24 protein-coding genes and 1 tRNA gene are annotated in these 25,193 nt (G+C 68.5%); 13 read left to right on the forward strand and 12 right to left on the reverse strand.

From position 1 onward, the window contains the following. Positions 1–15 precede the first annotated feature (15 nt). The 5 genes from G9373_RS16620 to G9373_RS16640 all read left to right on the forward strand — a co-directional run bounded on the left by G9373_RS16620 (position 16) and on the right by G9373_RS16640 (position 2,189). On the forward strand, positions 16–675 hold the full coding sequence (locus tag G9373_RS16620; protein WP_167115919.1) for a hypothetical protein: 660 nt from the start codon (positions 16–18) through the stop codon (positions 673–675). After that, positions 672–1,154, forward strand: a complete 483-nt coding sequence (locus G9373_RS16625; protein WP_054248371.1) for a hypothetical protein — start codon at positions 672–674, stop codon at positions 1,152–1,154. Before G9373_RS16620 ends, G9373_RS16625 begins: the two co-directional genes overlap by 4 nt. Positions 1,155–1,201: 47 nt before the next feature. After that, positions 1,202–1,284: transfer RNA gene (locus G9373_RS16630), tRNA-Leu, on the forward strand. Positions 1,285–1,425: 141 nt separating this feature from the next. Continuing rightward, the gene (locus G9373_RS16635; protein WP_005248296.1) at positions 1,426–1,827 is read left to right on the forward strand and encodes a hypothetical protein; all 402 of its coding nucleotides are present in this window, start codon (positions 1,426–1,428) and stop codon (positions 1,825–1,827) included. Next, positions 1,824–2,189, forward strand: coding sequence for a DUF3817 domain-containing protein (locus tag G9373_RS16640; protein ID WP_005248298.1), 366 nt, complete (start codon positions 1,824–1,826; stop codon positions 2,187–2,189). Before G9373_RS16635 ends, G9373_RS16640 begins: the two co-directional genes overlap by 4 nt. 136 nt (positions 2,190–2,325) lie before the next feature. Here G9373_RS16640 and rdgB read toward each other — a convergent pair whose 3' ends face one another. From rdgB to clpS, 10 genes are all read right to left on the reverse strand, one after another. After that, a complete protein-coding gene (gene rdgB, locus G9373_RS16645; RefSeq protein ID WP_054248372.1) occupies positions 2,326–2,943 on the reverse strand; it encodes an RdgB/HAM1 family non-canonical purine NTP pyrophosphatase in 618 nt (205 codons plus the stop codon). A 4-nt stretch (positions 2,944–2,947) separates the two neighbouring features. Next, entirely contained in the window at positions 2,948–3,736 is a 789-nt protein-coding gene (gene rph, locus G9373_RS16650; protein ID WP_005570849.1) for a ribonuclease PH, read from the reverse strand. A 45-nt stretch (positions 3,737–3,781) separates the two neighbouring features. Then, positions 3,782–4,540 carry a cyclic nucleotide-degrading phosphodiesterase gene (locus G9373_RS16655; RefSeq protein WP_043792108.1) on the reverse strand — a complete coding sequence of 253 codons (759 nt, stop codon included), beginning with the start codon at positions 4,538–4,540 and terminating at the stop codon, positions 3,782–3,784. Between the two features lie 132 nt (positions 4,541–4,672). Beyond that, entirely contained in the window at positions 4,673–5,356 is a 684-nt protein-coding gene (locus tag G9373_RS16660; RefSeq protein ID WP_005570845.1) for a rhomboid family intramembrane serine protease, read from the reverse strand. A gap of 10 nt (positions 5,357–5,366) precedes the next feature. Continuing rightward, positions 5,367–6,329, reverse strand: a complete 963-nt coding sequence (locus G9373_RS16665) for a cysteine synthase (protein ID WP_005570843.1) — start codon at positions 6,327–6,329, stop codon at positions 5,367–5,369. Between the two features lie 8 nt (positions 6,330–6,337). Further along, positions 6,338–6,610: a MoaD family protein gene (locus G9373_RS16670; RefSeq protein WP_005262004.1), complete on the reverse strand. Its 273-nt coding sequence runs from the start codon at positions 6,608–6,610 to the stop codon at positions 6,338–6,340. Between the two features lie 63 nt (positions 6,611–6,673). After that, on the reverse strand, positions 6,674–7,093 hold the full coding sequence (locus G9373_RS16675; RefSeq protein ID WP_240483034.1) for a M67 family metallopeptidase: 420 nt from the start codon (positions 7,091–7,093) through the stop codon (positions 6,674–6,676). Positions 7,094–7,223: 130 nt separating this feature from the next. Further along, a complete protein-coding gene (locus G9373_RS16680) occupies positions 7,224–8,294 on the reverse strand; it encodes a P1 family peptidase (protein ID WP_167115921.1) in 1,071 nt (356 codons plus the stop codon). Further along, positions 8,291–8,878: a DUF2017 domain-containing protein gene (locus G9373_RS16685; RefSeq protein ID WP_167115923.1), complete on the reverse strand. Its 588-nt coding sequence runs from the start codon at positions 8,876–8,878 to the stop codon at positions 8,291–8,293. The genes G9373_RS16680 and G9373_RS16685 overlap by 4 nt, the downstream gene beginning before the upstream one ends. A 36-nt stretch (positions 8,879–8,914) precedes the next feature. Further along, on the reverse strand, positions 8,915–9,253 hold the full coding sequence (gene clpS, locus G9373_RS16690; protein WP_039950843.1) for an ATP-dependent Clp protease adapter ClpS: 339 nt from the start codon (positions 9,251–9,253) through the stop codon (positions 8,915–8,917). Between clpS and G9373_RS16695 the strand changes: the two genes are divergently transcribed. The 5 genes from G9373_RS16695 to G9373_RS16715 are packed head-to-tail and all read left to right on the forward strand — an operon-like array spanning position 9,252 to position 15,883. Further along, entirely contained in the window at positions 9,252–10,631 is a 1,380-nt protein-coding gene (locus tag G9373_RS16695) for a nicotinate phosphoribosyltransferase (RefSeq protein ID WP_065491791.1), read from the forward strand. The two genes, clpS and G9373_RS16695, sit on opposite strands and share 2 nt — an antisense overlap. Beyond that, a complete protein-coding gene (locus G9373_RS16700; RefSeq protein ID WP_005570832.1) occupies positions 10,628–11,260 on the forward strand; it encodes an isochorismatase family protein in 633 nt (210 codons plus the stop codon). The genes G9373_RS16695 and G9373_RS16700 overlap by 4 nt, the downstream gene beginning before the upstream one ends. A gap of 9 nt (positions 11,261–11,269) precedes the next feature. Continuing rightward, positions 11,270–13,318, forward strand: coding sequence for an ATP-dependent DNA helicase (locus G9373_RS16705; protein ID WP_005262018.1), 2,049 nt, complete (start codon positions 11,270–11,272; stop codon positions 13,316–13,318). 55 nt (positions 13,319–13,373) lie between these two features. After that, the gene (locus tag G9373_RS16710) at positions 13,374–14,294 is read left to right on the forward strand and encodes an ABC transporter ATP-binding protein (protein WP_005570830.1); all 921 of its coding nucleotides are present in this window, start codon (positions 13,374–13,376) and stop codon (positions 14,292–14,294) included. After that, positions 14,291–15,883 (forward strand): anibiotic ABC transporter, encoded by a 1,593-nt coding sequence (locus G9373_RS16715; RefSeq protein ID WP_346842831.1) that lies wholly within the window; start codon positions 14,291–14,293, stop codon positions 15,881–15,883. Before G9373_RS16710 ends, G9373_RS16715 begins: the two co-directional genes overlap by 4 nt. 17 nt (positions 15,884–15,900) lie before the next feature. Here G9373_RS16715 and glgP read toward each other — a convergent pair whose 3' ends face one another. Next, complete coding sequence (gene glgP, locus G9373_RS16720; protein ID WP_005567789.1) at positions 15,901–18,498, reverse strand: alpha-glucan family phosphorylase; 2,598 nt, start codon at positions 18,496–18,498, stop codon at positions 15,901–15,903. A gap of 160 nt (positions 18,499–18,658) precedes the next feature. Between glgP and G9373_RS16725 the strand changes: the two genes are divergently transcribed. The 3 genes from G9373_RS16725 to G9373_RS16735 are packed head-to-tail and all read left to right on the forward strand — an operon-like array spanning position 18,659 to position 24,343. Next, the gene (locus tag G9373_RS16725; RefSeq protein ID WP_005567788.1) at positions 18,659–20,677 is read left to right on the forward strand and encodes an alpha-1,4-glucan--maltose-1-phosphate maltosyltransferase; all 2,019 of its coding nucleotides are present in this window, start codon (positions 18,659–18,661) and stop codon (positions 20,675–20,677) included. Further along, positions 20,677–22,875: a 1,4-alpha-glucan branching protein GlgB gene (gene glgB, locus G9373_RS16730; protein WP_167115926.1), complete on the forward strand. Its 2,199-nt coding sequence runs from the start codon at positions 20,677–20,679 to the stop codon at positions 22,873–22,875. The genes G9373_RS16725 and glgB overlap by 1 nt, the downstream gene beginning before the upstream one ends. A 46-nt stretch (positions 22,876–22,921) precedes the next feature. After that, the gene (locus G9373_RS16735; RefSeq protein WP_005567784.1) at positions 22,922–24,343 is read left to right on the forward strand and encodes a neutral zinc metallopeptidase; all 1,422 of its coding nucleotides are present in this window, start codon (positions 22,922–22,924) and stop codon (positions 24,341–24,343) included. 36 nt (positions 24,344–24,379) lie between these two features. On the opposite strand, the gene G9373_RS48200 is transcribed toward G9373_RS16735, so the two are convergent. Continuing rightward, positions 24,380–25,165 carry an IclR family transcriptional regulator gene (locus G9373_RS48200; RefSeq protein WP_167115928.1) on the reverse strand — a complete coding sequence of 262 codons (786 nt, stop codon included), beginning with the start codon at positions 25,163–25,165 and terminating at the stop codon, positions 24,380–24,382. Between the last annotated feature and the right edge of the window lie 28 nt (positions 25,166–25,193).

Genomic DNA, 25,193 nt, shown 5'->3' on the forward strand with positions numbered 1-25,193 from the left:
CTCCGGGGGGAAGAAATGAGCACAGCCCACGTCCGCGCCCTACTCGATCACGTCGCCGCCGAACTGCCACGAGAGCCGTGGCCGCACTGGACGGAGGGCTGGCCGCGCGAGATCGAAGCCGGGCTCCTCGATGCCGCGTTCTCCGCCCGCGCCACCTACGGAACGCCTACCACGGGGGTCCGCGCCGTCATCACCCGCTGGCGCGATCACCGGGCCGGACCCCTCGACGACCTCACGGCACTCGCTGCGCACGCCGATGAACCCGAAGACCTCCTGGCCGTCCTGAACAACAGGCAGCGAGTACCGGGGAACTACACCACCAAGGCCGAGGCCGTCGCCTCGGCGGCACGCTCGCTCGCCGAGCTGGGCTGCACCACCTCGGCGGATCTCCGCGACGACGAGGCACAGCGGAACGCGATCGTCGGGGTGCCCGGGTTCGGTATCGCCACCTGGGAGTGCTTCGCCATGCAACTCGGCGTCCGCACCACCGAATCTCACCAATTGGTGTGCGATTTCCTCGGCGAGGCACTCGATCTCGAAGCACCCCCATCGACTGCAGACGCCGAATACCTCGTCGCCGCAGCAGCAGCACGGCTCGAGATCACACCTACCACCTTCACCCACGCCGTCTGGCGGTACCAGCGCGCGCAGCGACGGGTGGCGGGTGCGAGATGAAGTACACGCGGGAAGTACTCGAGCAGGCGGTCGCAGAATCGACGAGCTACGCCGGCGTCATGCGCTACCTCGGACTGAAGCCCGCGGGTGGGACACACGCGCACCTGAGTCGGCAGATCAAGAAGTTCGGGATCGATACGACGCACTTCACGGGGAGTGCACACACCAAGGGCAAGCGGGCTCGCAATCGCATGTCGTGGGAGGAGATTCTGGTGAAACGACCACCAGGTAGCGCACGCGTGAAACCACATCTGTTGCGCCGTGCCCTGATCGAGGCCGGAGTCGAATACAAATGCGTTCTCTGCGGCCTCGGTGACGACTGGTGCGGACTCCCACTGATCCTGCACGTGGACCACATACGGGGTGACCCGTCGGACTCCCGCTTGGAGCAAGTTCGATTCCTGTGCCCCAACTGCCACAGCCAGACTGCGACGTGGGCCGGGCGAAGGAGCGGGAACGGAGGCGAGCACACCGGCTGACGCGTGTGCGCCAGAGTGTCGCTCACATGGCGTAGTCTGTGCTTCGCGCGCGAGTGGCGGAAGGGTAGACGCGTCAGGTTTAGGTCCTGGTGTCTGAAAGGACGTGGGGGTTCGAATCCCCCCTCGCGCACTTCTCGGGTTCTTTGCCAATTTTTCGGCGGCCCTGTTTCGCTTAGATTTACGGCTTGTCGGGCGCTGCGGCGGCTGTGACCGCCGCCATAGCGGCAACCTCTCCTAGCAGCGCATTCAGCGATTCAGGTACCGTCGTTACGTGTCCGGTAACCGTAAGCAACGCCGCCCCGCGCTGATCCTGTTGGTGGTCGTCGGGGCTGTCGGGTGCCTCGCACTCGGCTGGTGGCAGTGGACACGTTTCGAAGCCGTGGGCGGGACCGGCCAGAATCTCGGATACGCGTTCCAGTGGCCGCTGTTCGCGGCGTTCCTCGTCTACGCCTATCGGCGATTCGTGCAGCTCGAGGACGCCGAACCGGCTGACCCCGCCGACGTCCCGGATGCTCCCACCGAACTGCGGGAGATCCCGGCAGACGTCCTGCCCCCTCGTCCCTCGGTGGCCGAGGACGACGATCCGGACGACCTCGAGAGCCGGCAGATTTCGCAGTACAACCAGTACCTCGCCGAGCTGTCCGCTCGCGAGACCGATAGGAGCACCACGTGAGCACGGGCCAAGACGAGACGACTGCCGGTTCGGTCGCAGACACCGCGAAGCAGAAGAAGATCGCCCCCGCGCTCCTGCGCTACCGCGTCCTCGCCTACGCCACCGGTGTGTGGCTGCTGGTACTCACCGCTGAGATGGTGGCCAAGTACATCTTCAAGGTCGACAACCTGCCCACCTGGATCGCCGTCGTCCACGGCTGGGTGTACTTCGTCTACCTGTTGGTGACGCTCGACCTGGCGGTCAAGGTGCGCTGGCCCGCGGGCCGGACGGTCGGGACGCTCCTCGCGGGCACCATTCCGTTCCTGTCGTTCTACGTGGAGCACCAGCGGACCAAGCAGGTCCGCCGCGACTTCGGTCTCTGATCGAACCGGTCGGCTTCCTCACATGATGACCGGCTGCCCGGTGATCATCGCGATCACGTAGGTCAGCCAGCCGAGCGGCGTCTGCGGCACCATCATCGGCGACATGCGAACCTCCTCCCGTGAAGCGTAGCGAGTGTCAGCGCCCGGTGAGCGCCGCCAGGGCGGGGACGAGCTGAACGAGTGCCCGCCCCCGGTGCGAGGACGCGTCCTTCTCCTCCGGTGACAGCTGGGCGGCCGATCGGGTGTCCCCGTCGGGCACGAAGACCGGGTCGTAGCCGAACCCGCCGTCGCCGACGGGCTCGCGGGCGATGCTCCCCCGCCATTCGCCGCGAACCACCGATTCCTCGCCGCCGGGCACCACGAGCGCGCACGCCGAGACGAACGCCGCCCCCCGGCGGTCGTCGGGCACGTCGCCGAGCTGAGCCAGGACCAGGGCGGTGTTCGCGGGATCGTTTCCGTGCGTGCCCGACCAGCGTGCGGACAACATTCCGGGCATGCCGTTCAGTGCGTCCACCTCGATTCCGGAATCGTCTGCGACACAGGGCAATCCGGTTGCGGCGGCACCGTCGCGCGCTTTCGCCAGGGCGTTCTCCTCGAACGTCGCACCCGTTTCGGGGGCCTCGGGGTATTCGGGTACGGCATCGAGTCCGACCAGTTCGATTCCGTCGACACCGGCTGCCGCGAGCACGCGATGCAGTTCCCGGAGTTTCTTCGCGTTGCGGCTGGCCACCAGCACTCGTGTGGTTTCCGGCACCGATCTAGCTCCCGAACTTCTTCTTCGACGTCTCCGGGATCTTCGGCTCCGGAAGCACACCGGGGTAGGGCAGTTCGAGTGCGGCCTTCTGGATCTCGAACAGTTGCTCGCACCCTGTGAGCGCGGAATCCAGCAGTTTGTCGAGCGTGCTCCGCGGGAACGTCGCGCCCTCGCCGGTGCCCTGGATCTCGACGAGAGTGCCGGTGTCGGTGGCGACTACGTTCATGTCGACCTCGGCGCGCGAGTCCTCCTCGTACGGCAGGTCGAGGCGCACACGGCCGTCGACGACGCCCACACTCACCGCGGCGATGCCGCAGGAGATCGGCTGGGGGTCCGCGAGACGGCCGGCGGCGCGGAGATAGGTCACCGCGTCGACGAGGGCCACATAGGCGCCGGTGATGGCGGCGGTGCGGGTTCCGCCGTCGGCCTGCAGCACGTCGCAGTCGAGGGCGATGGTGTTCTCACCGATGGCGGCGAGGTCGATGCAGGCGCGGAGGGAGCGTCCGACCAGCCGGCTGATCTCCTGGGTTCGTCCACCGACCTTGCCCTTGACGGACTCTCGGCCGCTGCGGGTGTGGGTGGCGGCGGGCAGCATGGCGTACTCGGCCGTCAGCCAGCCGAGTCCGGAGCCCTGACGCCAGCGGGGAACACCGTCCTCGACGCTGGCTGTGCACATCACCCTGGTGTTTCCGAATTCCACCAGCACCGATCCCGCGGGATGAGTGGTGAAACCGCGGGTGATCTTGACCTCGCGGAGTTCGTCGTCCGCCCTACCGTCTTCTCGTGTGGTCACGGCAGAGAGCCTAGTCGCCCCGGTGCGGGGGGCGGGCACACGGCTTCAGACGGTGTAGACGCCGCCCGCGGACACCGCGTGCACGGGGCCGGAGAATTCGGCCTTGGCCTCGGCGATGACGTCTTCGCGCGACGTCCACGGCGGTATGTGGGTGAGCAGCAGTTCGCCGACACCGGCGCGGTGTGCGACCTGACCGGCCTCGGTGCCCGAGAGGTGGATCCCTTCGGGCCGATCCGGGCTGTGTGTCCACGACGCCTCGGCGAGCAGTACGTCGGCCGCGCGGGCGAGGTCGATCACTTCTTCGCACATGCCGGTGTCGCCGGTGTACACGAGGGTGCGCCCGGCACCGTTGGTCACACGGAACCCGTACGCCTCGGGCGGGTGGTTGACCCGGCGCGCGGTGATGGTGAGGTCGCCGAACGTGACCGGTTCGCCGTCGATCCAGTGACGCAGGTCGATCGTGTCGGAGATGTCGTCGATGTCGCCGCCGCACTCCGCGGACGCGACGCCGATCCGGCGGGCGGTGTCGGACGGGCCGTAGACGCGTGCGCGCCCCTTCGGCGGGTGAGGATGATAGCGACGCCAGACGAGCAGTCCGGGGAGGTCCAGGCAGTGGTCCGCGTGCAGGTGGCTGAGCAGGACGGAGACCTCGCCGGGATCGGCGAACCGCTGGAGCGCCCCGAGGACACCGGGTCCGAAGTCGAGTACCAGCGGCGGTGTGTCCGGCGCTGTCAACAGATAACCCGATGCAGGTGAGTCTGGTCCGGAGACGCTCCCTGAACACCCCAGGACGGTAATGCGCATACCCGCCATGCTGCCACGACGACCCGTTTCGGAAAAAGCTTCCGACCGAATTGGCGCGTCGACCTCACAACCGATGGGGAACTGTGACCTGATCGCACGCGTCGGGGGCTTGCGCCGACCGGGCCGGGGCGATCACCCGAACGATTGTGGCCCCACTGCTTTCCGGGCCCGCTGTTTCCTGGCGTCCGCGGAGAGCAGCCAGGCGGCGACGACACCGCCGACGGCGCCGAACAGATGTCCCTGCCAGGACACACCGGGAGCGCTGGGCAGCACACCCCACAGCAGGCTGCCGTAGACGACGAACACCACCACACCGACGAGGATCTGACCGAGGCTGCGGGCGAAGATTCCCCGGACCAGCAGGTAGGCGAGCCAGCCGAAAATCAGGACGGAGGCGCCGATGTGGTTGGAATAGGATCCGCCGGTCAACCAGGTGCCCAGACCTCCGACCACCCAGACGATCCCGGTGGCGGCGAGGCCGCGGGCGATGCCCGACAGCAGCACGAGGAACCCGAGGACCAGCAGCGGGACGGTGTTCGCGAACAGGTGCGCCCAGTCGTCGTGCAGGACCGGGGCGAACAGAATCCCCCGGAGCCCGTCGACGGAGCGCGGCCCGACGCCGTTCTCTTCGAGTCGCTCGTCGGACGCCACGTCGACGATCTCGATGACGTACAGCAGCATCGTGAAGGTGCCGATGAGGATTGCGGACTGCAGCCACAGCGGCTTCGACTTCGACGCGGGCGCCGGCTTCGCGCCGCCCCTGGGCACCGGCGAGTCGAATCGCGAGGAGTCGAACGACGAAGTCACGATCCACACACCCCTGTCGTCATGCCCACAACTGCCCTTCCAGTGCTTCTTCTGCTTCCTCGACCGTACCGCCGTATGCGCCGGTCGACAGATATTTCCATCCGCCGTCGGCGACGATGAACGCGATGTTCGCCGCGCGTTCGGCCTTGACGGCCTTGCGCGCCACCCCCAGCGCGGCGTGGAGGATCGCGCCGGTCGAGATGCCCGCGAAGATGCCTTCGTTGTCGATCAGTTGCCGGGTGCGGCGGACGGCGTCGGCGGGGCCGACGGAGAACCGTGAGGTGAGGACGGATTCGTCGTACAACTCGGGGACGAAGCCCTCGTCGATGTTGCGGAGGCCGTAGACGAGTTCGCCGTAGCGGGGCTCGGCCGCCACGATCTCGATGCCGTCGACGTGTTCGCGGAGGTAGCGTCCCACACCCATCAGGGTGCCGGTGGTGCCGAGGCCCGCGACGAAGTGGGTGATCTCGGGAAGGTCGCGCAGGATCTCGGGGCCGGTGGTCTCGTAGTGCGCCAGCGCATTCGCGGGATTGCCGTACTGGTACAGCATCACCCAGTCGGGGTGCTCCGCGGACAGCTCCTTGGCCACGGCCACAGCCTGATTCGAGCCACCGCGCGCGGGTGAGTCGATGATCTGTGCACCGAACATCGTGAGCAGTTGCCTGCGTTCCACGGACGTGTTCTCGGGCATCACGCAGATCAGGTGGTAGCCCTTGAGTTTCGCGGCCATCGCGAGCGAGATCCCGGTGTTCCCGCTGGTCGGTTCGAGGATCGTGGCGCCGGGTGTGAGGGTGCCGTCGTTCTCGGCCTGCTCGATCATGCGGAGGGCGGGCCGGTCCTTCACCGAACCGGTGGGATTGCGGTCTTCGAGCTTCGCCCACAGCCGGACCGGCGCAGCGCCGTTCCAGCTGGGAGACAGGCGGGGCAGCCCGACGAGGGGTGTGTCGCCGAGGGTGTCGATCAGCGAACCGAACCGCGCCACGGCCGCGATCAGCCTCCGGCGACGGCGGGCAGGATCGTCACGGAGTCCCCGTCGGTCACCTCGGTGTCGAGTCCGCCGGAGAATCGGACGTCCTCGTCGTTGACGTACACGTTGACGAAGCGGTGCAGACGACCGTCGTTGATCAGGCGGTCCTTGATGCCGCCGTAGTTGCCGTCGAGATCGTCGATGACGTCGGAGAGTGTGGGACCTGTTGCCTCCACCCGCTTTTCACCGCCGGTGTGGGTTCGCAGGATGGTGGGGATCGAAACTGTGACAGCCATGGTCGGCTCCTCGGGATGTGGGTGTCTTTGCATGCCGCGGGCCCGTCGCGAGGGACGGCACCGTCACTTGTCGGGGATGTCTGCCACGGACGTGTGGGCGAACTTGTAGCTCTGGACCACGTCGACGGGTTCCTCGGTGACGACACCGTCGACGATGCGGTAGCTGCGCAGTTCGTGGGCGTCGGGGTCGCGGGTGGAGATCAGCACGTAGTGGGCGTCCGGTTCGGATGCGAAGGAGATGTCGGTCCGGCTGGGGTGCGCCTCGGTGGCGGTGTGCGAGTGGTAGATCACGACGGGCACCTCGTCGGCGTCGTCCATTGCCCGCCACACCTTCAGTTGCTCACCCGAGTCGAAGCGGTAGAACGTCGGCGAACGCTCGGCGTTGATCATCGGGATGTGCCGTTCGGGGCGGTCGGAGCCTTCCGGCCCGGCGATGACCCCGCACGCCTCGTCGGGGTGGTCGGCGCGCGCATGCGCCACCATCGCCTCGACGAAGTCCGATCGAATCACCAGCACGTCATCCACCTCCGTGAGCGCCATCCTAGGTGCGCACCGGCGAGTCGGCCACCGACCGGCCGGTACCTCAGGAACGGGTACCTCAGGTACGCGAACCTCAGGAACGCAGTGCAGAGGGGAACAGTTCGCGGTAGGTGGGAATTCCCGCGACGGGGGTGGCGCTGAGGACGGCGTCGACGATGGCCTTCTCCACCACTTCGGCGGCCGCGGTGCAGACGGCGTCGACGACGGGCAGATCGGGCGGGAACGCGTCGGGCACTCCCGGCGGGTGGTGAACCGGGTGGATGCCGGTGGAGAGCGCGAAGATCGTGTCGCCGTCGAGCGGCGAATGCGCCGGCCGGATCGCGCGGGCCAACCCGTCGTGGCCGGCGACGGCGACGCGGCGTAACGCCGCCTTCCCCAGGACGGCGTCGGTCGCGACGACCCCGATGGTCGTGTTGAGGACCGTGCTCTTGGCGATCAGTTCGCGCGCCGCCGACACCTCGGCGGCGACGGGGGGCCTGAGCCCGAAAGCGGCTGCACCCACGGTGGCGACACCCCACGGCAGTCCGGTCGCCGGGTCGAACACGGTTCCGACGGGGTTGGCCACCATCAGCGCGGACACCGTGATGCCCTTCGCGGGACCGTCCGTGACGACGACGCTCGCCGTTCCGAGCCCCCCTTTGAGCGCGCCCGCCCGCGCCCCGACTCCGGCGCCCACCGAACCGGAGAGCACGGCGTGCGACGCGGACTCTGCTGCCCGGTAACCGAATTCGGCGGTAGGACGCGTGCGCCAGTCACCGACCGGTAGGTCGAAGATCACGGCGGCGGGGACGATCGGAACCACCTGATCGGGCTCCCCCATGGCGATTCCGTGACCCTGCTCCTCGAGCCACCGCATGACGCCGTCCGCGGCGGCGAGTCCGTAGGCGCTGCCGCCGGTCAGGACGATCGCGTGCACCTTCCGGACGCTGTGGCTGGGGTCGAGAAGGTCGGTTTCCCGGGTGCCCGGTCCCCCGCCACGGACGTCGACCGCTCCGGTCGCGCCGTGCGGCGCGAGGACCACGGTGCACCCGGTGGCGGCACCGCTTCCGAGCGTGGCGTCCGCGTCGAGTTCGTGGTGGTGCCCGACGCTCAGGCCCACCACATCGACGAGCGAATCGGTGCGGCCCGGCGTCGTGGCCGTCACGGCGCGAGTGCCTGAACGAGCGAGTCCTGCATCCAGGTCAGCCAGTGGTAGATGTCGAGGTGCGGTGCGCGGGGATCGGCGGGATCGAGTTCGTCGGGTGTGTCGGCGTCAATGCCCAGGTTGGTGCCCAGCGCCAGCCGGACGTCGTTGAGACCGCTGAGCCAGGCGTCGGCCTGCTCCGGCGTGAGCAGCACCTTGCCGCCGTTCTCGGGCACCGTGTGGAGAATGACCGAGCCCGCCGCCAGTTTGGCGTCGATGATCTCCGGTTCGTGGAGTCCGCGCAGCGCACCGTTGATGTCGGCCTTCGATTCGGCGCGGATCTCGTCGTCGTCCGGCGCGTCCATGTCGGGACGGTGGAAGTCGGGCAGCAGCCGCGCGAGGACCTCCTCGTCGGGTGCCGCCGTGTTGCCGGTCCGCATCCCGGTGAGCGCCGCGAGTTCGTCCTCCGGGGCGGACGCGGCCCGCTCCTCGAGGAGACCGAGGACGGAGGCGACCAGCGATCGCAGCACCGTGGCCTCGTGCGCGTCAATCTCCGAACGCAGCTTCACACCGCCGAGCGAGTTCTTCCTGCTCCACATCCGCACGTCGTGTACCGAGTTCCTTACTGTCCGAACGGAAAGTTAGCTGCCGTCACGCTGCATCGTGGCCCACAGGCCGGCCGCGTGCAGCTTGCGTACATCGTTTTCGACCTTGTCCCGGGAACCGCTCGACACCACGGCCTTTCCCTCGGAATGGACCTGCATCATCAATTCCGTGGCCTTGGCTTTGCTGTACCCGAAGAGTTTCTGGAAAATGTAGGTGACGTAGTGCATCAAATTCACCGGATCGTCCCACACGACGGTGACCCAGGGACGATCATTGGCTTCATCGATCTCGGCGACCTCCGACTCTGCAGGGGTGACCTGCGGCGATGCCGGCATGGCATCCACGAATGGAGCTGTCGTCGAGCAATGAGCCATGACACCAGGGTACGACGCTCCTCCACTGGGCGACACCGCGGCTTACAGTGGCCGGGTGTCCAGAGAGAGCACCGCCTTGTTCACCGACCAGTACGAGTTGACGATGTTGTCGGCGGCCCTCGCCGACGGTTCCGCCCACCGACGCTGCAGCTTCGAGGTGTTCGCCCGCCGGCTCCCCGACGGCCGCCGGTACGGAGTGGTCGGCGGCACCGCCCGTCTGGTTGCCGCGCTGTCGAACTTCCGTTTCGGCGAGCACGAACTCGAGATCGTGTCCCGCTTCCTCGACGAGGCGACCGTCGCATGGCTGCGTGACTATCGCTTCAGCGGGGACATCGACGGCTACCGGGAGGGCGACTTCTATTTTCCCGGCTCCCCGATCCTCTCCGTCCGCGGAACGTTCGCCGAATGCGTCCTCCTCGAGACGCTGAGCCTGTCGATCCTCAACCACGACAGCGCGATCGCGTCCGCCGCCGCCCGCATGGTCAGCGCTGCCGACGGACGCCCCATGATCGAGATGGGTTCGCGGCGCACCCACGAGGAATCCGCGGTGGCGGCCTCCCGCGCCGCCTACCTGGCGGGCTTCACGGCCACGTCGAATCTGGAGGCGGTCCGCAGGCACGGAGTACCCGGTGCGGGTACCAGCGCGCACGCGTTCACCCTGTTGCACACCACCCCGGACGGGCCGGACGAGGCGGCGGCGTTCCGCGCGCAGGTCGCGGCACTCGGAGCCGGGACCACGCTCCTCGTCGACACCTACGACATCACCGCAGGCGTCAAGACCGCCGTCGAGGTGGCGGGCCCCGGCCTCGGGGGTGTCCGGATCGACTCCGGCGATCTGGGTGTGCTGGCCCGGCAGGTCCGCAGGCAACTCGACGACCTCGGTGCGACCGGGACGAAGATCATCGTCTCCGGCGACCTGGACGAATACGCCATCGCCGCATTGCGGGCCGAACCGGTGGACGTCTACGGCGTCGGCACGTCCGTCGTCGTCGGCTCCGGCGCGCCGACCGCCGGAATGGTCTACAAACTCGTCGAGGTGGACGGCATCCCCGTCGAGAAGAGGAGTAGCAACAAGGCGTCGCGGGGCGGCACCAAGCGGGCGCTGCGATTCGCCCGTGACACCGGAACCCTGGTGGAGGAGGTCGTGTACTCGGCCCACTCGGACGCACCCGGCTCGGCCGGCCTCGAGACGCGGGAACTGCTGGTCCCGCTGGTGCGGGGCGGTGAGACCGTCTGCGACACGACTACCCTGGAAGACAGCAGATCCCTCCTGGCGGCGGGCCTCGTCAGCCTGCCCTGGGAGGGCCTGAAGCTCTCCCACGGCGAGCCCGCGATCCCGGTGCGCTTCGCCGAACCCGAACCCAGGAGGGCACCATGACCGACATCGAGAACACCGACCTCCGGCGGGCGCTGCTCGTGGTCGACGTCCAGAACGACTTCTGCGAGGGCGGCTCCCTCGCCGTCGACGGCGGTTCCGCGGTCGCCGCCGCGATCAGCCGCTTCCTGGCGGCGACCGAGTACGACGCCGTCGCGGCCACGATCGACCACCACATCGACCCGGGCCACCACTTCTCCGACGACCCGGACTACGTCGACACCTGGCCGGTGCACTGCAAATCGGGAACGTCCGGCGCGGACTTCCACCCCGACCTCGACCTGAGCGGCATCGAATCGGTGTTCTCCAAGGGCGAGTTCTCGGCGGCCTACTCGGGCTTCGAGGGCAAGAACTCCGACGGCCAGAGCCTGGAGAAATGGCTGCGTGCGGCCGGAGTCACCGAGGTCGACGTCGTGGGGATCGCCACTGATCACTGCGTGGTCGCGACGGCTCTCGACGCCGTGGCCGCCGGGTTCCCGACGCGCGTCCGCCTCCCCCTCACCGCAGGCGTCGCCCCCGCGACCGTCGAGGCCGCGATCACCGCGATGCGGGCCGCCGGGGTGCGCCTCGTGGGCCGCGACGCAGACACCCCCTCGGACCGCGTGACGATTTCTGACGTAGGTCCCGAGTAACCTGCTCGGGTGCCTGAAAACCTCCCCAACGTCCCCGAGCTGTTGCGCACGGCGGTGCGGTCGCTGGGCGGTGCCGAGCGGTCCAACCAGCTGACCATGGCTTCCGCCGTCGCGCATTCGATCGACACCGGGGAGCATCTGGCCGTCCAGGCCGGGACGGGCACCGGCAAGTCCCTCGCCTATCTGGTACCGAGCGTCCGGCACGCGGTGCAGAGCGGGAAGACGGTCATCGTCTCGACGGCCACCATCGCACTGCAGCGTCAGCTGATCGACCGCGACATGCCGCGGCTCGCGGACGCGCTCGAGGGATCACTCGGACGGCGACCGCACTTCGCGATCCTCAAGGGCCGCAACAACTATCTGTGCATGAACAAGATCCACACCGGGTCCGCCGAGGAGCCTCCCACGGACGAGCTGTTCGACCCGTTCGCGGTGTCGCGGCTCGGACGGGAGGTCCAGCGCCTCACCGAGTGGTCCTCGGACACCGAGACCGGCGACCGCGACGACCTGGCCCCCGGAGTCAGCGACAAGGCGTGGCGCCAGGTCAGCGTCACCGCCCGGGAATGCCTCGGCAAGTCCCGCTGTCCGGTCGGCGAGGACTGCTTCGCGGAGCGGGCCCGCGCGGAGGCCTCGCAGGTCGACGTCGTGGTCACCAACCACGCCCTGCTCGCCATCGACGCCATCACCGGGATCGCGATCCTCCCCGAACACGACGTCGTGGTCATCGACGAGGCGCACGAACTGGTCGACCGCGTCACCAACGTCGCCACCGCGGAGTTGGCGGCGTCGACGATCAGTGCCGCGGCGCGGCGCTGCGCGAAGCTCGTCGAGGAGCAGGACGCAGACCGTCTCGAGGCCGCGGGCGAGGGCTGGGCGGCACTGCTCGAGGAGTTGCGGCCGGAACGGTGGGAGGCGTTGCCGCCCGGCGCAGCCCCCGCCCTCGCCGCTGTTCGCGACGCCGCTTGGTCACTGCGCACGGCCATCGGCCCGTCCCGCCCCGGTATGGCATTGAGCGACCCGGAGGCCGCGGCGGCACGCAACACCGCACTCGCGTCGGTCGAGGAGGTGCACGACAGCGCCGTCCGCGTTCTGAGCGCCTTCGACGAGCCGGATCCGGCCAAGCGTCACGACGTGGTGTGGCTGGCCGCCGACGACAACCGCGGGTCGATCCGCCGGGTTGTGCGGATGGCGCCGCTGTCGGTCGGCGGGCTGCTGCGTTCCCGGCTGTTCGCCGAATCGACCGTGGTCCTGACGTCCGCCACGCTGACCGTGGGCGGGTCGTTCGACGGTCTGGCCGTCAACTGGGGACTTCCGGCCGAATCGTCCGTCGTGATCGATCCGGCGATGGCCACCGGCTCCGAGGCGCCGTCCGATTCGGGCACTCTCAAATGGAATGCCCTCGATGTCGGGTCGCCGTTCGACCATGCCCGTGCCGGCATCATCTACATCGCGAAGCAGCTTCCGCCGCCGGGGCGGGACGGCCTGTCCCCCACGTATCTCGACGAGATCGCCGAGCTCGTCGAGGCGGCGGGTGGGCGCACGCTGGGATTGTTCTCGTCGATGCGGGCCGCGAAGGCCGCGTCCGAGGCGATGCGCGACCGGCTCGACACCCCGATCCTGTGCCAGGGCGACGACTCGACGGGCGCTCTCGTCCGGGCGTTCGCCGGAGACGAGCCGACGTCGCTGTTCGGCACGCTATCGCTGTGGCAGGGTGTCGACGTGCCGGGCCCGTCCCTCAGCCTCGTGATCCTCGACCGCATCCCTTTCCCCCGCCCCGACGACCCGTTGCTGGTCGCCCGGCAGAAGGCCGTCGAGTCGCGCGGCGGAAACGGGTTCCTTTCCGTCGCAGCCAATCACGCGGCGCTGCTGCTCGCCCAGGGTGTGGGACGTCTGCTGCGCAGCGTCGACGACAAGGGTGTGGTGGCCGTCCTCGATCCGCGGCTCGCCACCGCCCGCTACGCCGGGTATCTGCGGGCCTCGCTGCCACCGTTCTGGGAGACGTCCGATCCGGAAGTCGTGCGGAAGGCGCTGGGGCGGATCCGCGATTCGCGCCCCTGAACCGCTGTCGCGCACTGAGTCGGACAGCGGATCGGTGCGCACCTATGCTCGACCGATGGACCTTGCGATCTCAGTCCGCGGACTCACCAAGAAGTTCGGCGAAGTCCTCGCCCTCGACGGCCTCGATCTGGAGGTGAAGTCGGGTGAGGTGCACGGATTCCTCGGCCCCAACGGCTCGGGCAAGTCCACGACGATCCGGGTGCTCCTCGGTCTGCTGCGCGCCGACGGCGGTTCGGCGTCCGTTCTCGGTTCCGATCCGTGGCGTGATTCCGTTCCCGTGCATCGGCGACTCGCCTACGTTCCGGGTGACGTGAACCTGTGGCCCAACCTGTCCGGTGGCGAGGCGATCGACCTCCTCGGGCGGCTGCGCGGCGGGCTGGATCCGGTCCGTCGCGCGTCGCTGATCGAGCGGTTCGAACTCGACCCCACCCGCAAGGGCCGCACCTATTCGAAAGGCAACCGACAGAAGGTCGCCCTCGTGGCGGCGCTCGCCGCCGACACCGAACTCCTCATCCTCGACGAGCCGACGTCGGGCCTGGACCCGTTGATGGAGGCGGTGTTTCAGGAGTGCATCACCGAATTCGCCCGTAGCGGACGCACAGTGCTGTTGTCCAGCCACATCCTCGCCGAGGTCGACGCGCTGTGTCACGCCGTCACCATCATTCGCGCGGGCAGGACCGTGCAGGCGGGAACGCTGTCCGAACTGCGCCATTTCACCCGTACCACGGTGACGGCGACCACCCGGATCAGGCCCACTCCTATCGCGAACGTCCCCGGTGTGCACAACCTGCAGAAGGGTGAGGATGCGAACACGGTGACGTTCGACGTCGATTCCGATCAGATCGATCCGGTCATGACCACGTTGACGGGGCTGGGCATCGTCTCGATCACCGCCAACCCGCCGACACTCGAGGACCTGTTCCTCCGTGAGTACCGCGACGAGGTCGAGGCACTCGGGATCGGACGGCCGCAGTGAGTCGACTGAGCGGAACGGGGGTGCTCGCCGAATTGGCGGTGCGCACCGACCGGGTCCGGATTCCGGTGTGGACGGTCGCGGTGGCGGGCCTCACCGTCCTGATCGCGTCGAGCTATTCCACCATCTACCCGACCGCCGAATCCCGGCAGGCCCGTGCCGAACTCATCTCGTCCCCGGCCGCCACGGCACTCGCCGGGCCGGGGTACGGCCTGGACGACTACACGCTCGGTGCGATGGTCGCCAACGAGATCGCCGGCATGACGATGGTGGCCGTGGCGATCATGTCGGTGCTGCTGGTGACGCGGCATCTGCGAACGGAGGAGGAGACCGGGCGCACGGAACTGGTACGCGCCGGCGTCGTCGGGCGGTATGCGGGAATCACGGCGGGGTTGATCTCCGCGGCGCTCGCCAATGTGCTCGTCGCGCTTCTGCTCGTCATCGGGCTGCTCGCCGTGGGTCTGCCTCCGGTGGGTTCGCTGAACATGTCCGCGGGTGTGCTGGTGGTGGGTCTGGTATTCACCTCGCTGTCGGCGCTGGCGTCCCAGTTCACCGAGCACGCCCGCACTGCAAGCGGTGTCGGGATCTCTGCGATCACCGTCGCGTATCTGCTGCGTGCGGTGGGCGACGTGCAGCAGGGACACAGCGGGAGCCTGCTGACGTGGGTGTCGCCGATCGGCTGGTCGCAGGCCACTCGCGCCTACGTCGACGAACGGTGGTGGCCGTTGCTGATCGGCATCGTCGCGGCGGGGCTGACCGTCGGGTGCGCGTATGCCGCCATCGGTCGACGGGACGTCGGGGCGGGGCTCCTCGCGCCGCGGGGCGGGCGCGCCGAGGCGTCCCCCCGCCTGACCGGTGTCACCGCGCTGGCGGCGCGTCAGCAGCGCGGCCAGATCCTCGCCTGGGGTGTCGGCGTGTTCGCGCTGTCGCTGCCGATCGGTTCACTCGGCAGGCAGATCAGCGACTTCATCGACCAGGATCCCGATCTCGCACAGCTGCTGCCGGGTGGCGCCGCGGCGGCCGCGGACGGTGCATTCGCCCTGTATCTGGTGTTCCTGGTGGTGATGGCGGCGATGTACGCCGTCGGTGCCGTCATATCCGTCCGCTCGGAGGAATCGTCCGGTCGCGCCGAGGAGGCACTGGCCACCCCGGTGTCCCGCACGTCGTGGCTCGGTGGCCAGCTGGCCGTGATCGCCGGTGCGGCCGTCGCGATCACGGTGGCGGCAGGGGTCGGCATGGGGATCACCGCGGCGTTCACGCTGTCCGATGCGGGCGCGCTCGGCCGGTTGATCGGCGCGGCCCTGAACACCGTGCCGGCAGTGCTGGTGATCGTCGGTGCGTGCGCAGCCGTCTATGGCCTGATTCCCCGCGCGCTGCCGGCGTTGTGGGCATTCCTGGGCTACGTCCTCGTCGCCGGAATGTTCGGGGAAGTGCTCCCGGACCGGTTCGGGGTACTCTCCCCCTTCCACTACACGCCGGCCCTGCCTGCGGAGAGTTTCTCGGCGACTCCCCTCGCGGTTCTGCTGCTTCTCGCGGCGGCCCTGTTCCTCGCCGCCGTCACCGGATTCCAGCGCCGGGACGTCGGCCGGTGACGGCTCGGTAGCGCCGGTCAGGGGTTCGGCACCGTCACCAGACCCAGCTCCGACGGGTCGACGAGCAACCGGTGGTGCGGAAGGACCCGCACCGTGTATCCGACCGACCCCGACAACGGCAGGGCCAGGTCGGCGACGAACAACTCCCCCGACTCGTCCGATGCGGAGTGGGTCATCGGGACCGTGACGATGTCGGTGAGCTCCTCGTCCGGTCCGGCCTTTCCGATCACGGCCTGCACGGTGACGTCCGAGACGGACAGTTCGCCGAGGCGGATGCGGGCGCGGAGCACCAGATTGGCGCCGATCTCGGGGGTGTCGGGCAGCCCCGCGCCGTCGACCTGCAGGACCGCCACCGACGGCCAGGCGGCCTCGACGCGGCGACGGAACGCGGCGAGTTCGCGGGCGCCGGCGAAGTTCTCCGCCGCCACCGTCCGGGCCGATTCGGCGGCGGGCGCGTAGTACTGGACGGCGTAGTCGCGCACCATCCGCGATGCAAGCACCTTGGGCCCGAGATTCTGCAGGGTGTGACGGACCATCTCCACCCAGCGCACCGGCAGGCCGTCCGCGCGGTCGTAGAACCTCGGCAGGACGGCGCGCTCGAGCAGTTCGTACAGTGCGCTGGCCTCGAGGTCGTCACGCCGTGCCTCGTCGACGACGCCGTCGGCGGTGGGGATGGCCCAGCCGTTCTCGCCGTCGAACATCTCGTCCCACCAGCCGTCCCGGATCGACAGGTTCAGTCCGCCGTTGAGAGCGGACTTCATACCCGACGTGCCACACGCCTCCAGCGGGCGCAGCGGGTTGTTGAGCCACACGTCGCAACCCCAGTAGAGGTACCGCGCCATCGACATGTCGTAGTCGGGAAGGAAGGTGATGCGGTGCCGGACGTCGGCGGCGTCGGCGAACCGCACGACCTGCTGGATGAGGGCCTTCCCGCCGTCGTCCGCGGGGTGACTCTTCCCGGCCACAACCAGCTGCACGGGCCGCTTCTCGTCGAGGAGGAGGGCGCGGAGCCGCTGGGGGTCGCGCAGCATCAGCGTCAGTCGCTTGTAGGTGGGCACCCGCCGGGCGAAGCCGACGGTGAGCACGTTCGGGTCGAACACCTCGTCCGTCCAGCCGAGTTCGGCGGACGTCGCACCGCGTTCGATCCAGGACGCGCGGACCCGGCGGCGCACTTCCTCCACCAGTTTTCCGCGCAGCACGTTGCGGGTCGACCACAGTTCCTCGGCGGACAGGTCCTGCAGCCGCTCCCAGCCGCGGGCCTCCTCCACCAGTTCGGGGCCCAGGATGCGGGTGGCGAGATCGATCCATTCGGGTGCAGCCCAGGTGGGCGCGTGGACACCGTTGGTCACCGAGCCGATCGGCACCTCCTCGGCGTCGAATCCCTGCCACAGCGGCTGGAACATCTCGCGGCTGACGATGCCGTGCAGCTTGGACACACCGTTGGCCCGTTGCCCGAGCCGCAGGCCCATGTGGGCCATGTTGAACACGGACGGATCCGATTCGCGGCCGAGTCCGAGGATCCGGTCGATCGTCAGCCCCGGCAGCAGCGAGGATTCGTTCGCAGCGTTGTCGCCGCCGAAGTAGTGCCGCACGAGGTCGGCCGGGAACCTGTCGATTCCCGCAGGAACCGGGGTGTGGGTGGTGAACACCGTGCCGGCCCGGACCGTGGCCAGCGCCTCGTCGAAGTCGAGTCCGCCGGTGGTGACCAGTTCACGGATCCGCTCGATGCCGAGGAAACCTGCATGTCCCTCGTTCATGTGGAAGACGGCGGGATCGGGCAGGCCGTAGGCGTGGGTGTAGGCGCGCACGGCACGGACACCGCCGATGCCGGCGAGGATCTCCTGTTTGATGCGGTGGTCCTGGTCGCCGCCGTACAGACGGTCGGTGACGCCCCGCATCTCGGCGTCGTTCTCCGCGATGTCGGAGTCGAGCAGCAGCAGCGGGACGCGCCCCACCTGGGCGATCCACACGCGGGCGCGCAGAACCCGGCCACCGGGGATCGCGACGTGGACAAGGACGGGCGCCCCGTCCGACGACTGCGGCCCGGACTCGGTGAGCAGGCGCAGCGGCAGGCCCTGCGGGTCGTGCGGCGGGTAGTGCTCGGCCTGCCAGCCGTCCGCGGTCAGTGACTGCCGGAAGTAACCCGAGCGGTACAACAGGCCGACACCGATCAGCGGCAGGCCCAGATCGGACGCCGCCTTCAGGTGGTCGCCTGCGAGAATTCCCAGACCGCCGGAGTAATTGGGCAGCACTTCGCTGACCCCGAACTCCATTGAGAAATACGCGATCCCACCGTCCAGCGACACGCCCTTGGCCTGCTGGTTCTGATACCAGCGGGGGCGGGACAGGTAGTCGTCGAGGTCGGCGGCCGCGGCGTCGAGCCGGGCCAGGAACGCGACGTCCTCGGCCAGTTCGTCCAGGCGGGCCGGATCGACCTCACCGAGCATCCGGACCGGGTCGAACTGCACCTGCCGCCACAGTTCCTCGTCCAGCAATCCGAACAGTTCCTGCGTGGCCGGATGCCACGACCAGCGAAGATTGGTGGACAGCGGACCGAGGGCAGCGAGCCGCTCCGGAAGGTGGGCTCGGACAGTGAACCGACGCAAGGCTTTCACCTCGCGAACGATAACGCACCGCGGGCGTCGTTGCGCCGTGTCGGGGCGGGTAGACGTCAGATCTCCAATACGGACAGGAACCGGTCGACTCCATTACGGTTGAACGGGCGGCCCAGCCCACGAGCCGCCGGCAACTTCCGGCTATGGAACGGAGCCCAGTGTGACAGGTCGACTCGGTATCGACGACGTGGAACCGAACATCGGGTGCGGTCGCTATCCCGCCAAGGCCGTTGTGGGTGAGGTGTTTCCCGTCCGGGCAACCGTGTGGCGTGAAGGTCATGACGCCGTAGCCGCCACGCTTGCGGTGCGGGGACCGCGCAGTGCCGCGTCGGGCGGCTCGGCGACCTTCCGCATTCCGATGACCGGCGGTCCGGTGCCCGACACCGTCGACGGTTCCTTCACCCCGACCGGCGAGGGCATCTGGACGTTCCGGATCGAGGCCTGGAGCGATCCGCTCACCACGTGGAAGCACGCGGTCGAGGCCAAGCTGGCAGTGGGACAGGGGCCGGCCGAACTGGCCAACGACCTCGAGATCGGTGCGCGGTTGTTCGAGCGAGCCGCGAAGGGCGTCCCCCGCGCGGACCGCTCGCGGCTGGCCGGGGTCGCGGCGTCGCTGCGTTCCGACCGTCACCTGTCCGAACGTGTGGCCCCGGCGTTCGGCTCGGATGTCACGGAACTGCTGCGCGCACATCCGCTGCGCGATCTCGTCACGAAGAGCGAACCGCACACCGTGCTCGTCGATCGCACGCGCGCCCTGTTCGGGTCCTGGTACGAGTTCTTCCCGCGATCCACCGGCGGCTGGGACGAGAACGGCAAGCCGCGGCACGGTACGTTCGCGACGTCCGTGGCTGCGCTTCCCCGCATCGCGTCGATGGGATTCGACGTGGTGTACCTCCCACCCATCCACCCGGTCGGCAAGGTCAACCGGAAGGGCCCCAACAACACGCTGACACCCGGCCCCGACGACGTCGGTTCGCCGTGGGCCATCGGCTCGGACGAGGGCGGCCACGACGCGATTCATCCCCAGCTCGGGACGATGCGCGATTTCAAGGCGTTCATCGCTGCCGCCCGGAAGCTGCACATGGAGGTGGCGATCGACCTGGCCCTGCAGGCCGCACCGGACCATCCGTGGGCGAAGAAGCACCCCGAATGGTTCACCGTGCTCCCCGACGGCACCATCGCCTACGCCGAGAACCCGCCGAAGAAGTACCAGGACATCTACCCGGTCAACTTCGACGACGACCGCGACGGGATCTACGCGGAGGTCCTGCGGGTCGTCCGGCACTGGGTTGCGGCGGGCGTCAAGATCTTCCGGGTCGACAACCCGCACACCAAGCCGCCGGACTTCTGGGAGTGGCTGATCGCCGAGGTCAAGAAATCGGATCCGGACGTCCTGTTCCTGTCCGAGGCGTTCACCCGTCCCGCGCGGTTGTACGGTCTCGCCCGCCGCGGTTTCACGCAGTCCTATACGTATTTCACGTGGCGGACCGCGAAGTGGGAGCTGACGGAGTTCGGCAAGGAGATCGCCGCCAAGGCCGACGAGGCGCGCCCCAACCTGTTCGTCAACACCCCGGACATCCTGCACGAGAGCCTGCAGACCGGCGGCCCGGGAATGTTCGCCCTGCGCGCCGCGCTGGCGGCCACCCTGTCCCCCACGTGGGGGGTGTACTCGGGATACGAACTGTACGAACATGTTCCGCTGCGAGTGGGCAGTGAAGAGTACCTCGACTCCGAGAAGTATCAGCTGCGTCCCCGAGATTTCGAGGGTGCTGCCGCGCGCGGCGAGTCCCTCGAACCGTGGATCACCGCGCTCAACCGGATCCGCAGGCAGCATCCGGCGCTGCAGCAGTTGCGCAACATCCATTTCCACCACGTCGACAACGACGCCCTGATCGCCTATTCCAAGTTCGACGCCACCACCGGCGACGCCGTGCTGACGGTGATCAACCTCAACCCGTACGGCGCCGAGCAGGGCAACGTGTGGCTGGACATGCCCGCGCTGGGTCGCGACTGGCACGACCACCTGACCGTGCTAGACGAGGTCACCGGGGAGCAGTATCACTGGGGGCAGGCCAACTTCGTGCGCCTGGAACCCTGGCGCGCGGTGGCCCATATCCTGGCATTACCGTCGATCCCCTATCCGGCCAGAACGAAGCTGGCCTACCGCGGAGGTACATAGTGACCGTCGAACCGCCTGTCGCCATCGCACCCGACGCCGCCGACCTCGACCTGCTGTCCCGGGGCGAGCACCACAACCCGCACTCGATCCTGGGCGCGCACCCGCACCCCGACGGCACGGTGATCCGCGCACTGCGCCCCCACGCCGAGGCTGTCGACGCCGTCATCGGGGGGACGAGTTTCTCGCTGGAACACCTGGCGCACGGTGTGTGGGGCGCACTCGTCCCGTACCGGGATCTGATGGACTACCGGCTGTCCACGACGTGGCCGGGTGGTCACAACGACGTCTCCGCCGACGGGTACCGGTTCCTGCCCACGCTCGGCGAACTCGACCTGCACCTGTTCGGGGAGGGCAGGCACGAGCGGCTGTGGGAGATCCTCGGCGCGCACCGCCGCCGCTACGACACCCCCGACGGCACCGTCACCGGCACCTCGTTCGCCGTGTGGGCTCCCAATGCCCGCGGGGTGAGTGTGATCGGCGATTTCGACGGATGGAGTGGGCGGAACTTCCCGATGCGGGTGCTCGGCTCCACCGGGGTGTGGGAGTTGTTCGTTCCCGGTATCGAGGCCGGCGACCTGTACAAGTTCCGGGTCCACGGACCGGACGGCACCGTGCGCGACAAGGCCGACCCCATGGCCTTCGCCACCGAGGTCCCTCCGGCTACCGCGTCCCGGGTGTCGGTGAGCACGTACGAATGGAACGACGCCGACTGGCTGGCCCAGCGCGCGGCCACCGAGCCGGCGCAGTCCCCGATGAGCGTGTACGAGGTTCACCTCGCTTCGTGGCGGCCCGGGCTGAACTACCGCGAGATGGCCGAACAACTCGCGGCCCACATCACGGAGACGGGATTCACGCACGTCGAGCTGCTGCCGGTCGCCGAGCATCCGTTCGGCGGTTCGTGGGGGTACCAGGTCACGTCGTACTACGCGCCCACCTCACGGTTCGGCTCCCCCGACGACTTCCGGTGGTTCGTCGACCACTTGCACTCGGCCGGCATCGGGGTCATCGTCGACTGGGTACCGGCCCACTTCCCCAAGGACGAGTGGGCGCTGGCACGTTTCGACGGCACACCGCTCTACGAGCACAGCGATCCTCAGCGCGGCGAGCAACTCGACTGGGGAACGTACGTGTTCGATTTCGGGCGGCGCGAGGTCCGCAACTTCCTCGTCGCGAACGCGCTGTACTGGCTCGACGAGTTCCACGTGGACGGTCTGCGCGTCGACGCGGTCGCGTCGATGCTCTACCTCGACTATTCGCGGCCGGAGGGCGGTTGGACGCCGAACATCCACGGCGGCAGGGAGAACCTCGAGGCCGTCGCCTTCCTGCAGGAGACCAACGCCACGGTCCACAAGCAGCACCGCGGGGTCGTCACCATCGCGGAGGAGTCGACGGCGTGGCCGGGTGTCACCCGCGCGACCAATGTCGGCGGTCTCGGTTTCAACATGAAATGGAACATGGGGTGGATGCACGACACCCTCGGATTCATGGCACACGATCCCGTCCACCGCAGCTATCACCATCACGAGATCACGTTCTCCCTGATGTACGCGTGGAGCGAGAACTATCTGCTGCCCATCAGCCACGACGAGGTGGTGCACGGCAAGGGCACGCTGTGGACGCGGATGCCCGGCGACGACTACGCGAAGGCCGCCGGTGTACGGGCCCTGCTGGCGTATATGTGGTCGCACCCCGGCAAGCAACTGCTGTTCATGGGTCAGGAATTCGGACAGACCGCGGAGTGGTCCGAGGAGCGCGGACTCGACTGGTACCAGCTCGACGACCCGTACACCGGCGGCTTCCACCGCGGTCTGCTCCGGCTCGTCCACGACCTCAACGCCACCTACCGCGAGCACCCGGCGTTGTGGACTCTCGACACGTCACCGGGCGGGTTCTCCTGGATCGACGCCAACGACACCGCGAACAACGTCCTGAGCTTCCTGCGCTACGGCACCGATGGGTCGATCCTGGCCTGCCTGTTCAATTTCTCGGGTTCGCCGCACGCGAATTATCGTGTGGGCTTGCCAGAACGGGGCGAATGGCGTGAAATTCTCAACACCGACGCCGAGATCTACGCGGGATCGGGTTGGGGAAATCTCGGTGCGGTGACGGCAACGTCGCAGCCGTGGCACGGCCGTCCCGCCTCTGCAGAGGTGGCACTGCCCGCGAACGGCGCGATCTGGATGAGTCTGGAGCGTTGATGAAGGCACGGCCTTGCTGACCCGACGTCGGCAGTGGGCTGCGAGCGTGGGCGTTCTGGCCGTGGCCGCGGTCGTCCTGTCCGGGTGCACGCGGTCGGTGGACGGCGAGGCCGCGTCCATCTACGACGATCCGTTCAAGGTGGCTGGGCTGGATGCCACGTCGGGTCCGAGCGGTGCCCGCAAGGGCGTGGCCGACGCCGACGTGCCCGTCACCGGCACCGACGGCGGTGAGATCGACACGATGGCCGCCAACGCGGTGAGCGACATCGAGGATTACTGGCGCACCGAGTTCCCGGCGCTGTTCCAGCGCAAGTTCGAGCCGGTCGAGGAACTGATCTCCTGGGATCCGCGCGAGTCCGACGGCCCGCGGTTCTGCGGGGACAGCACCGAGGAACTCCTCAACGCCGGCTACTGCAGCACCGACCACACGATCGGCTGGGACCGGGCGCTGCTGCTGCCCGAGGTCGTGGAGAAGTTCGGCGTCGTCGCCGCCGTCTTCGTTCTGGCACACGAGTACGGGCACGCCGTGCAGACGAAGGCGGGAATCGCCGACGAGAACGTGGGCGGTGGCATCGTGCGGGAACAGCAGGCCGACTGCTTCGCGGGGGCGTTCATGCGGTACATCGCGGAAGACAAGGCGACCCATTTCACGCTGAACACGTCGGACGGGCTGAACAAGGTACTGGCGTCGGCGGTGGCGATCGGTGACAGCGACCCGAACGATCCGGACAACGTGCACGGCTCGGCGTTCGAACGCGTCACCGCCACCCAGATCGGATTCACGGACGGTCCGGCGTCCTGCACGCGCATCGACGAGAAGGAGATCGACTCGCGCCGCGCGGATCTGCCTCAGCGGTTCGCCGACGAGAGCGACGACGGCGAACTCCCCGTCACCGAGGAGGCGCTCGAGGCGTTCTTCACGTCCTTCCAGCAGATCTTCGATCTCAGCGATCCCCCGACGCTGCAACTCGACGGCGCCGACCTCGACTGCGCGGACGCCGACGCGACCGAACCGGTGTCGTACTGCCCGGCCACCAACACGATCGGGGTCAGTGTCGACGCCCTCGCCGAACGCGGCACACCGGGCCGCCCGGGCAGGCGGGAACTCTTCCAGACCAAACTCACCGGCGACTACAACGCATACGTCCTGCTCGCCTCGCGGTACACCCTGGCGTTGCAGCGGGACCGGGGCAACGATCTGCACTCACCCCAGACCGCGCTGCGAGCCGCCTGCCTGTCCGGCGTCATCACCAGCGCGTTGAGCCCGGACAGTCCCGCCACCCTGGAGGCGGGAAGCGTGTGGCTGTCCCCCGGCGATCTCGACGAGGCCGTGTCGGGGCTGCTCACCGACGGACTCGCCGCCAGTGACGTCAACGGGGAGACCGTTCCGAGCGGATTCTCCCGGGTCGACGCGTTCCGCACCGGAGTGCTCGGCGGCGAGCAGGCCTGCGAGGGCCGGTACCGCTGACCGTCCCACCAGCGGGATCACCACCCGATCGCCGTCTCAGATCTCCCGGTAGCCGAGCGCCGCGGAGATCCGCCCCGCGGCCCGGCACACAACCGGCACGAGTCCGCGCATGCGCTCGTCCGGCATGTACGGGCTCGTGGCCGACACGCTGATCGCACCGACGATCGCGCACGACGCGTCCCGCACCGGTGCCGCCACACAGCGGATTCCGGGTTCGTTGTCCTCGAGGTCCATCGCCGCGCCCCTCCGCGCGTAGTCCTCCATCCGCGCGCGGAAGTCCGCCACTCCGCGGGGGCTCGGTGGCCGCTGCGCGTGTGCGGCATCGCTCTCGTACAGCGCATCCCAACGGTCGGCCGAGTCCAGCAGCAGCGCCTTTCCGACACCGGCGCGGGTCAGCGGCGTGCGGTGACCGATGCGGGAGCGCATCTCGGCACCCCGTGACCCCGGCAATTTGTCGAGATACAGCACCGATCCGCCGTCCTCGACCGCCAGGTGCACGGTGTCGTGGACGTGCGCCGACAGCTCTTCGAGGATCGGGCGCGCGACGACGGGCAGTGGGTTGCCGTGGAGGGCCTTGAAACCCAGTTCGATCAACGTCGGGCCGAGTGTGTAGCCGCGGCTTCCGCTCCGGAGATATCCCTCGTGGACCAGCAACTGCACGAGCCGGTGGGTGGTGCTGCGTCCCAGCCCGGTGCTCTCGACGACCGCGCGGAGATCCTGCGCGCCGTCGGAGACGGCGCGGATGACGGCCAGTCCCCTCGCGAGCGTCTGAGTGCCGGGGGGAATGTCGTACGTCGGATTCGCCACACCCCACTGTCCCACATATAGGGACCGTGTTCGTCATTATGGG

It is taken from the genome of Rhodococcus sp. A14 (assembly GCF_011603105.1).
GTDB lineage: Bacteria > Actinomycetota > Actinomycetes > Mycobacteriales > Mycobacteriaceae > Rhodococcus_F > Rhodococcus_F opacus.

Coding starts and splice junctions, on each gene's coding strand:
- G9373_RS16620 (WP_167115919.1), top strand. CDS start 16: ATGAGCACAGCCCACGTCCGCGCCCTACTCGATCACGTCGCCGCCGAA.
- G9373_RS16625 (WP_054248371.1), top strand. CDS start 672: ATGAAGTACACGCGGGAAGTACTCGAGCAGGCGGTCGCAGAATCGACG.
- G9373_RS16655 (WP_043792108.1), bottom strand. CDS start 4,540: ATGCGCATTACCGTCCTGGGGTGTTCAGGGAGCGTCTCCGGACCAGAC.
- G9373_RS16670 (WP_005262004.1), bottom strand. CDS start 6,610: ATGGCTGTCACAGTTTCGATCCCCACCATCCTGCGAACCCACACCGGC.
- G9373_RS16675 (WP_240483034.1), bottom strand. CDS start 7,093: ATGGTGGCGCATGCGCGCGCCGACCACCCCGACGAGGCGTGCGGGGTC.
- G9373_RS16695 (WP_065491791.1), top strand. CDS start 9,252: ATGACACCAGGGTACGACGCTCCTCCACTGGGCGACACCGCGGCTTAC.
- clpS (WP_039950843.1), bottom strand. CDS start 9,253: ATGGCTCATTGCTCGACGACAGCTCCATTCGTGGATGCCATGCCGGCA.
- G9373_RS16700 (WP_005570832.1), top strand. CDS start 10,628: ATGACCGACATCGAGAACACCGACCTCCGGCGGGCGCTGCTCGTGGTC.
- G9373_RS16710 (WP_005570830.1), top strand. CDS start 13,374: ATGGACCTTGCGATCTCAGTCCGCGGACTCACCAAGAAGTTCGGCGAA.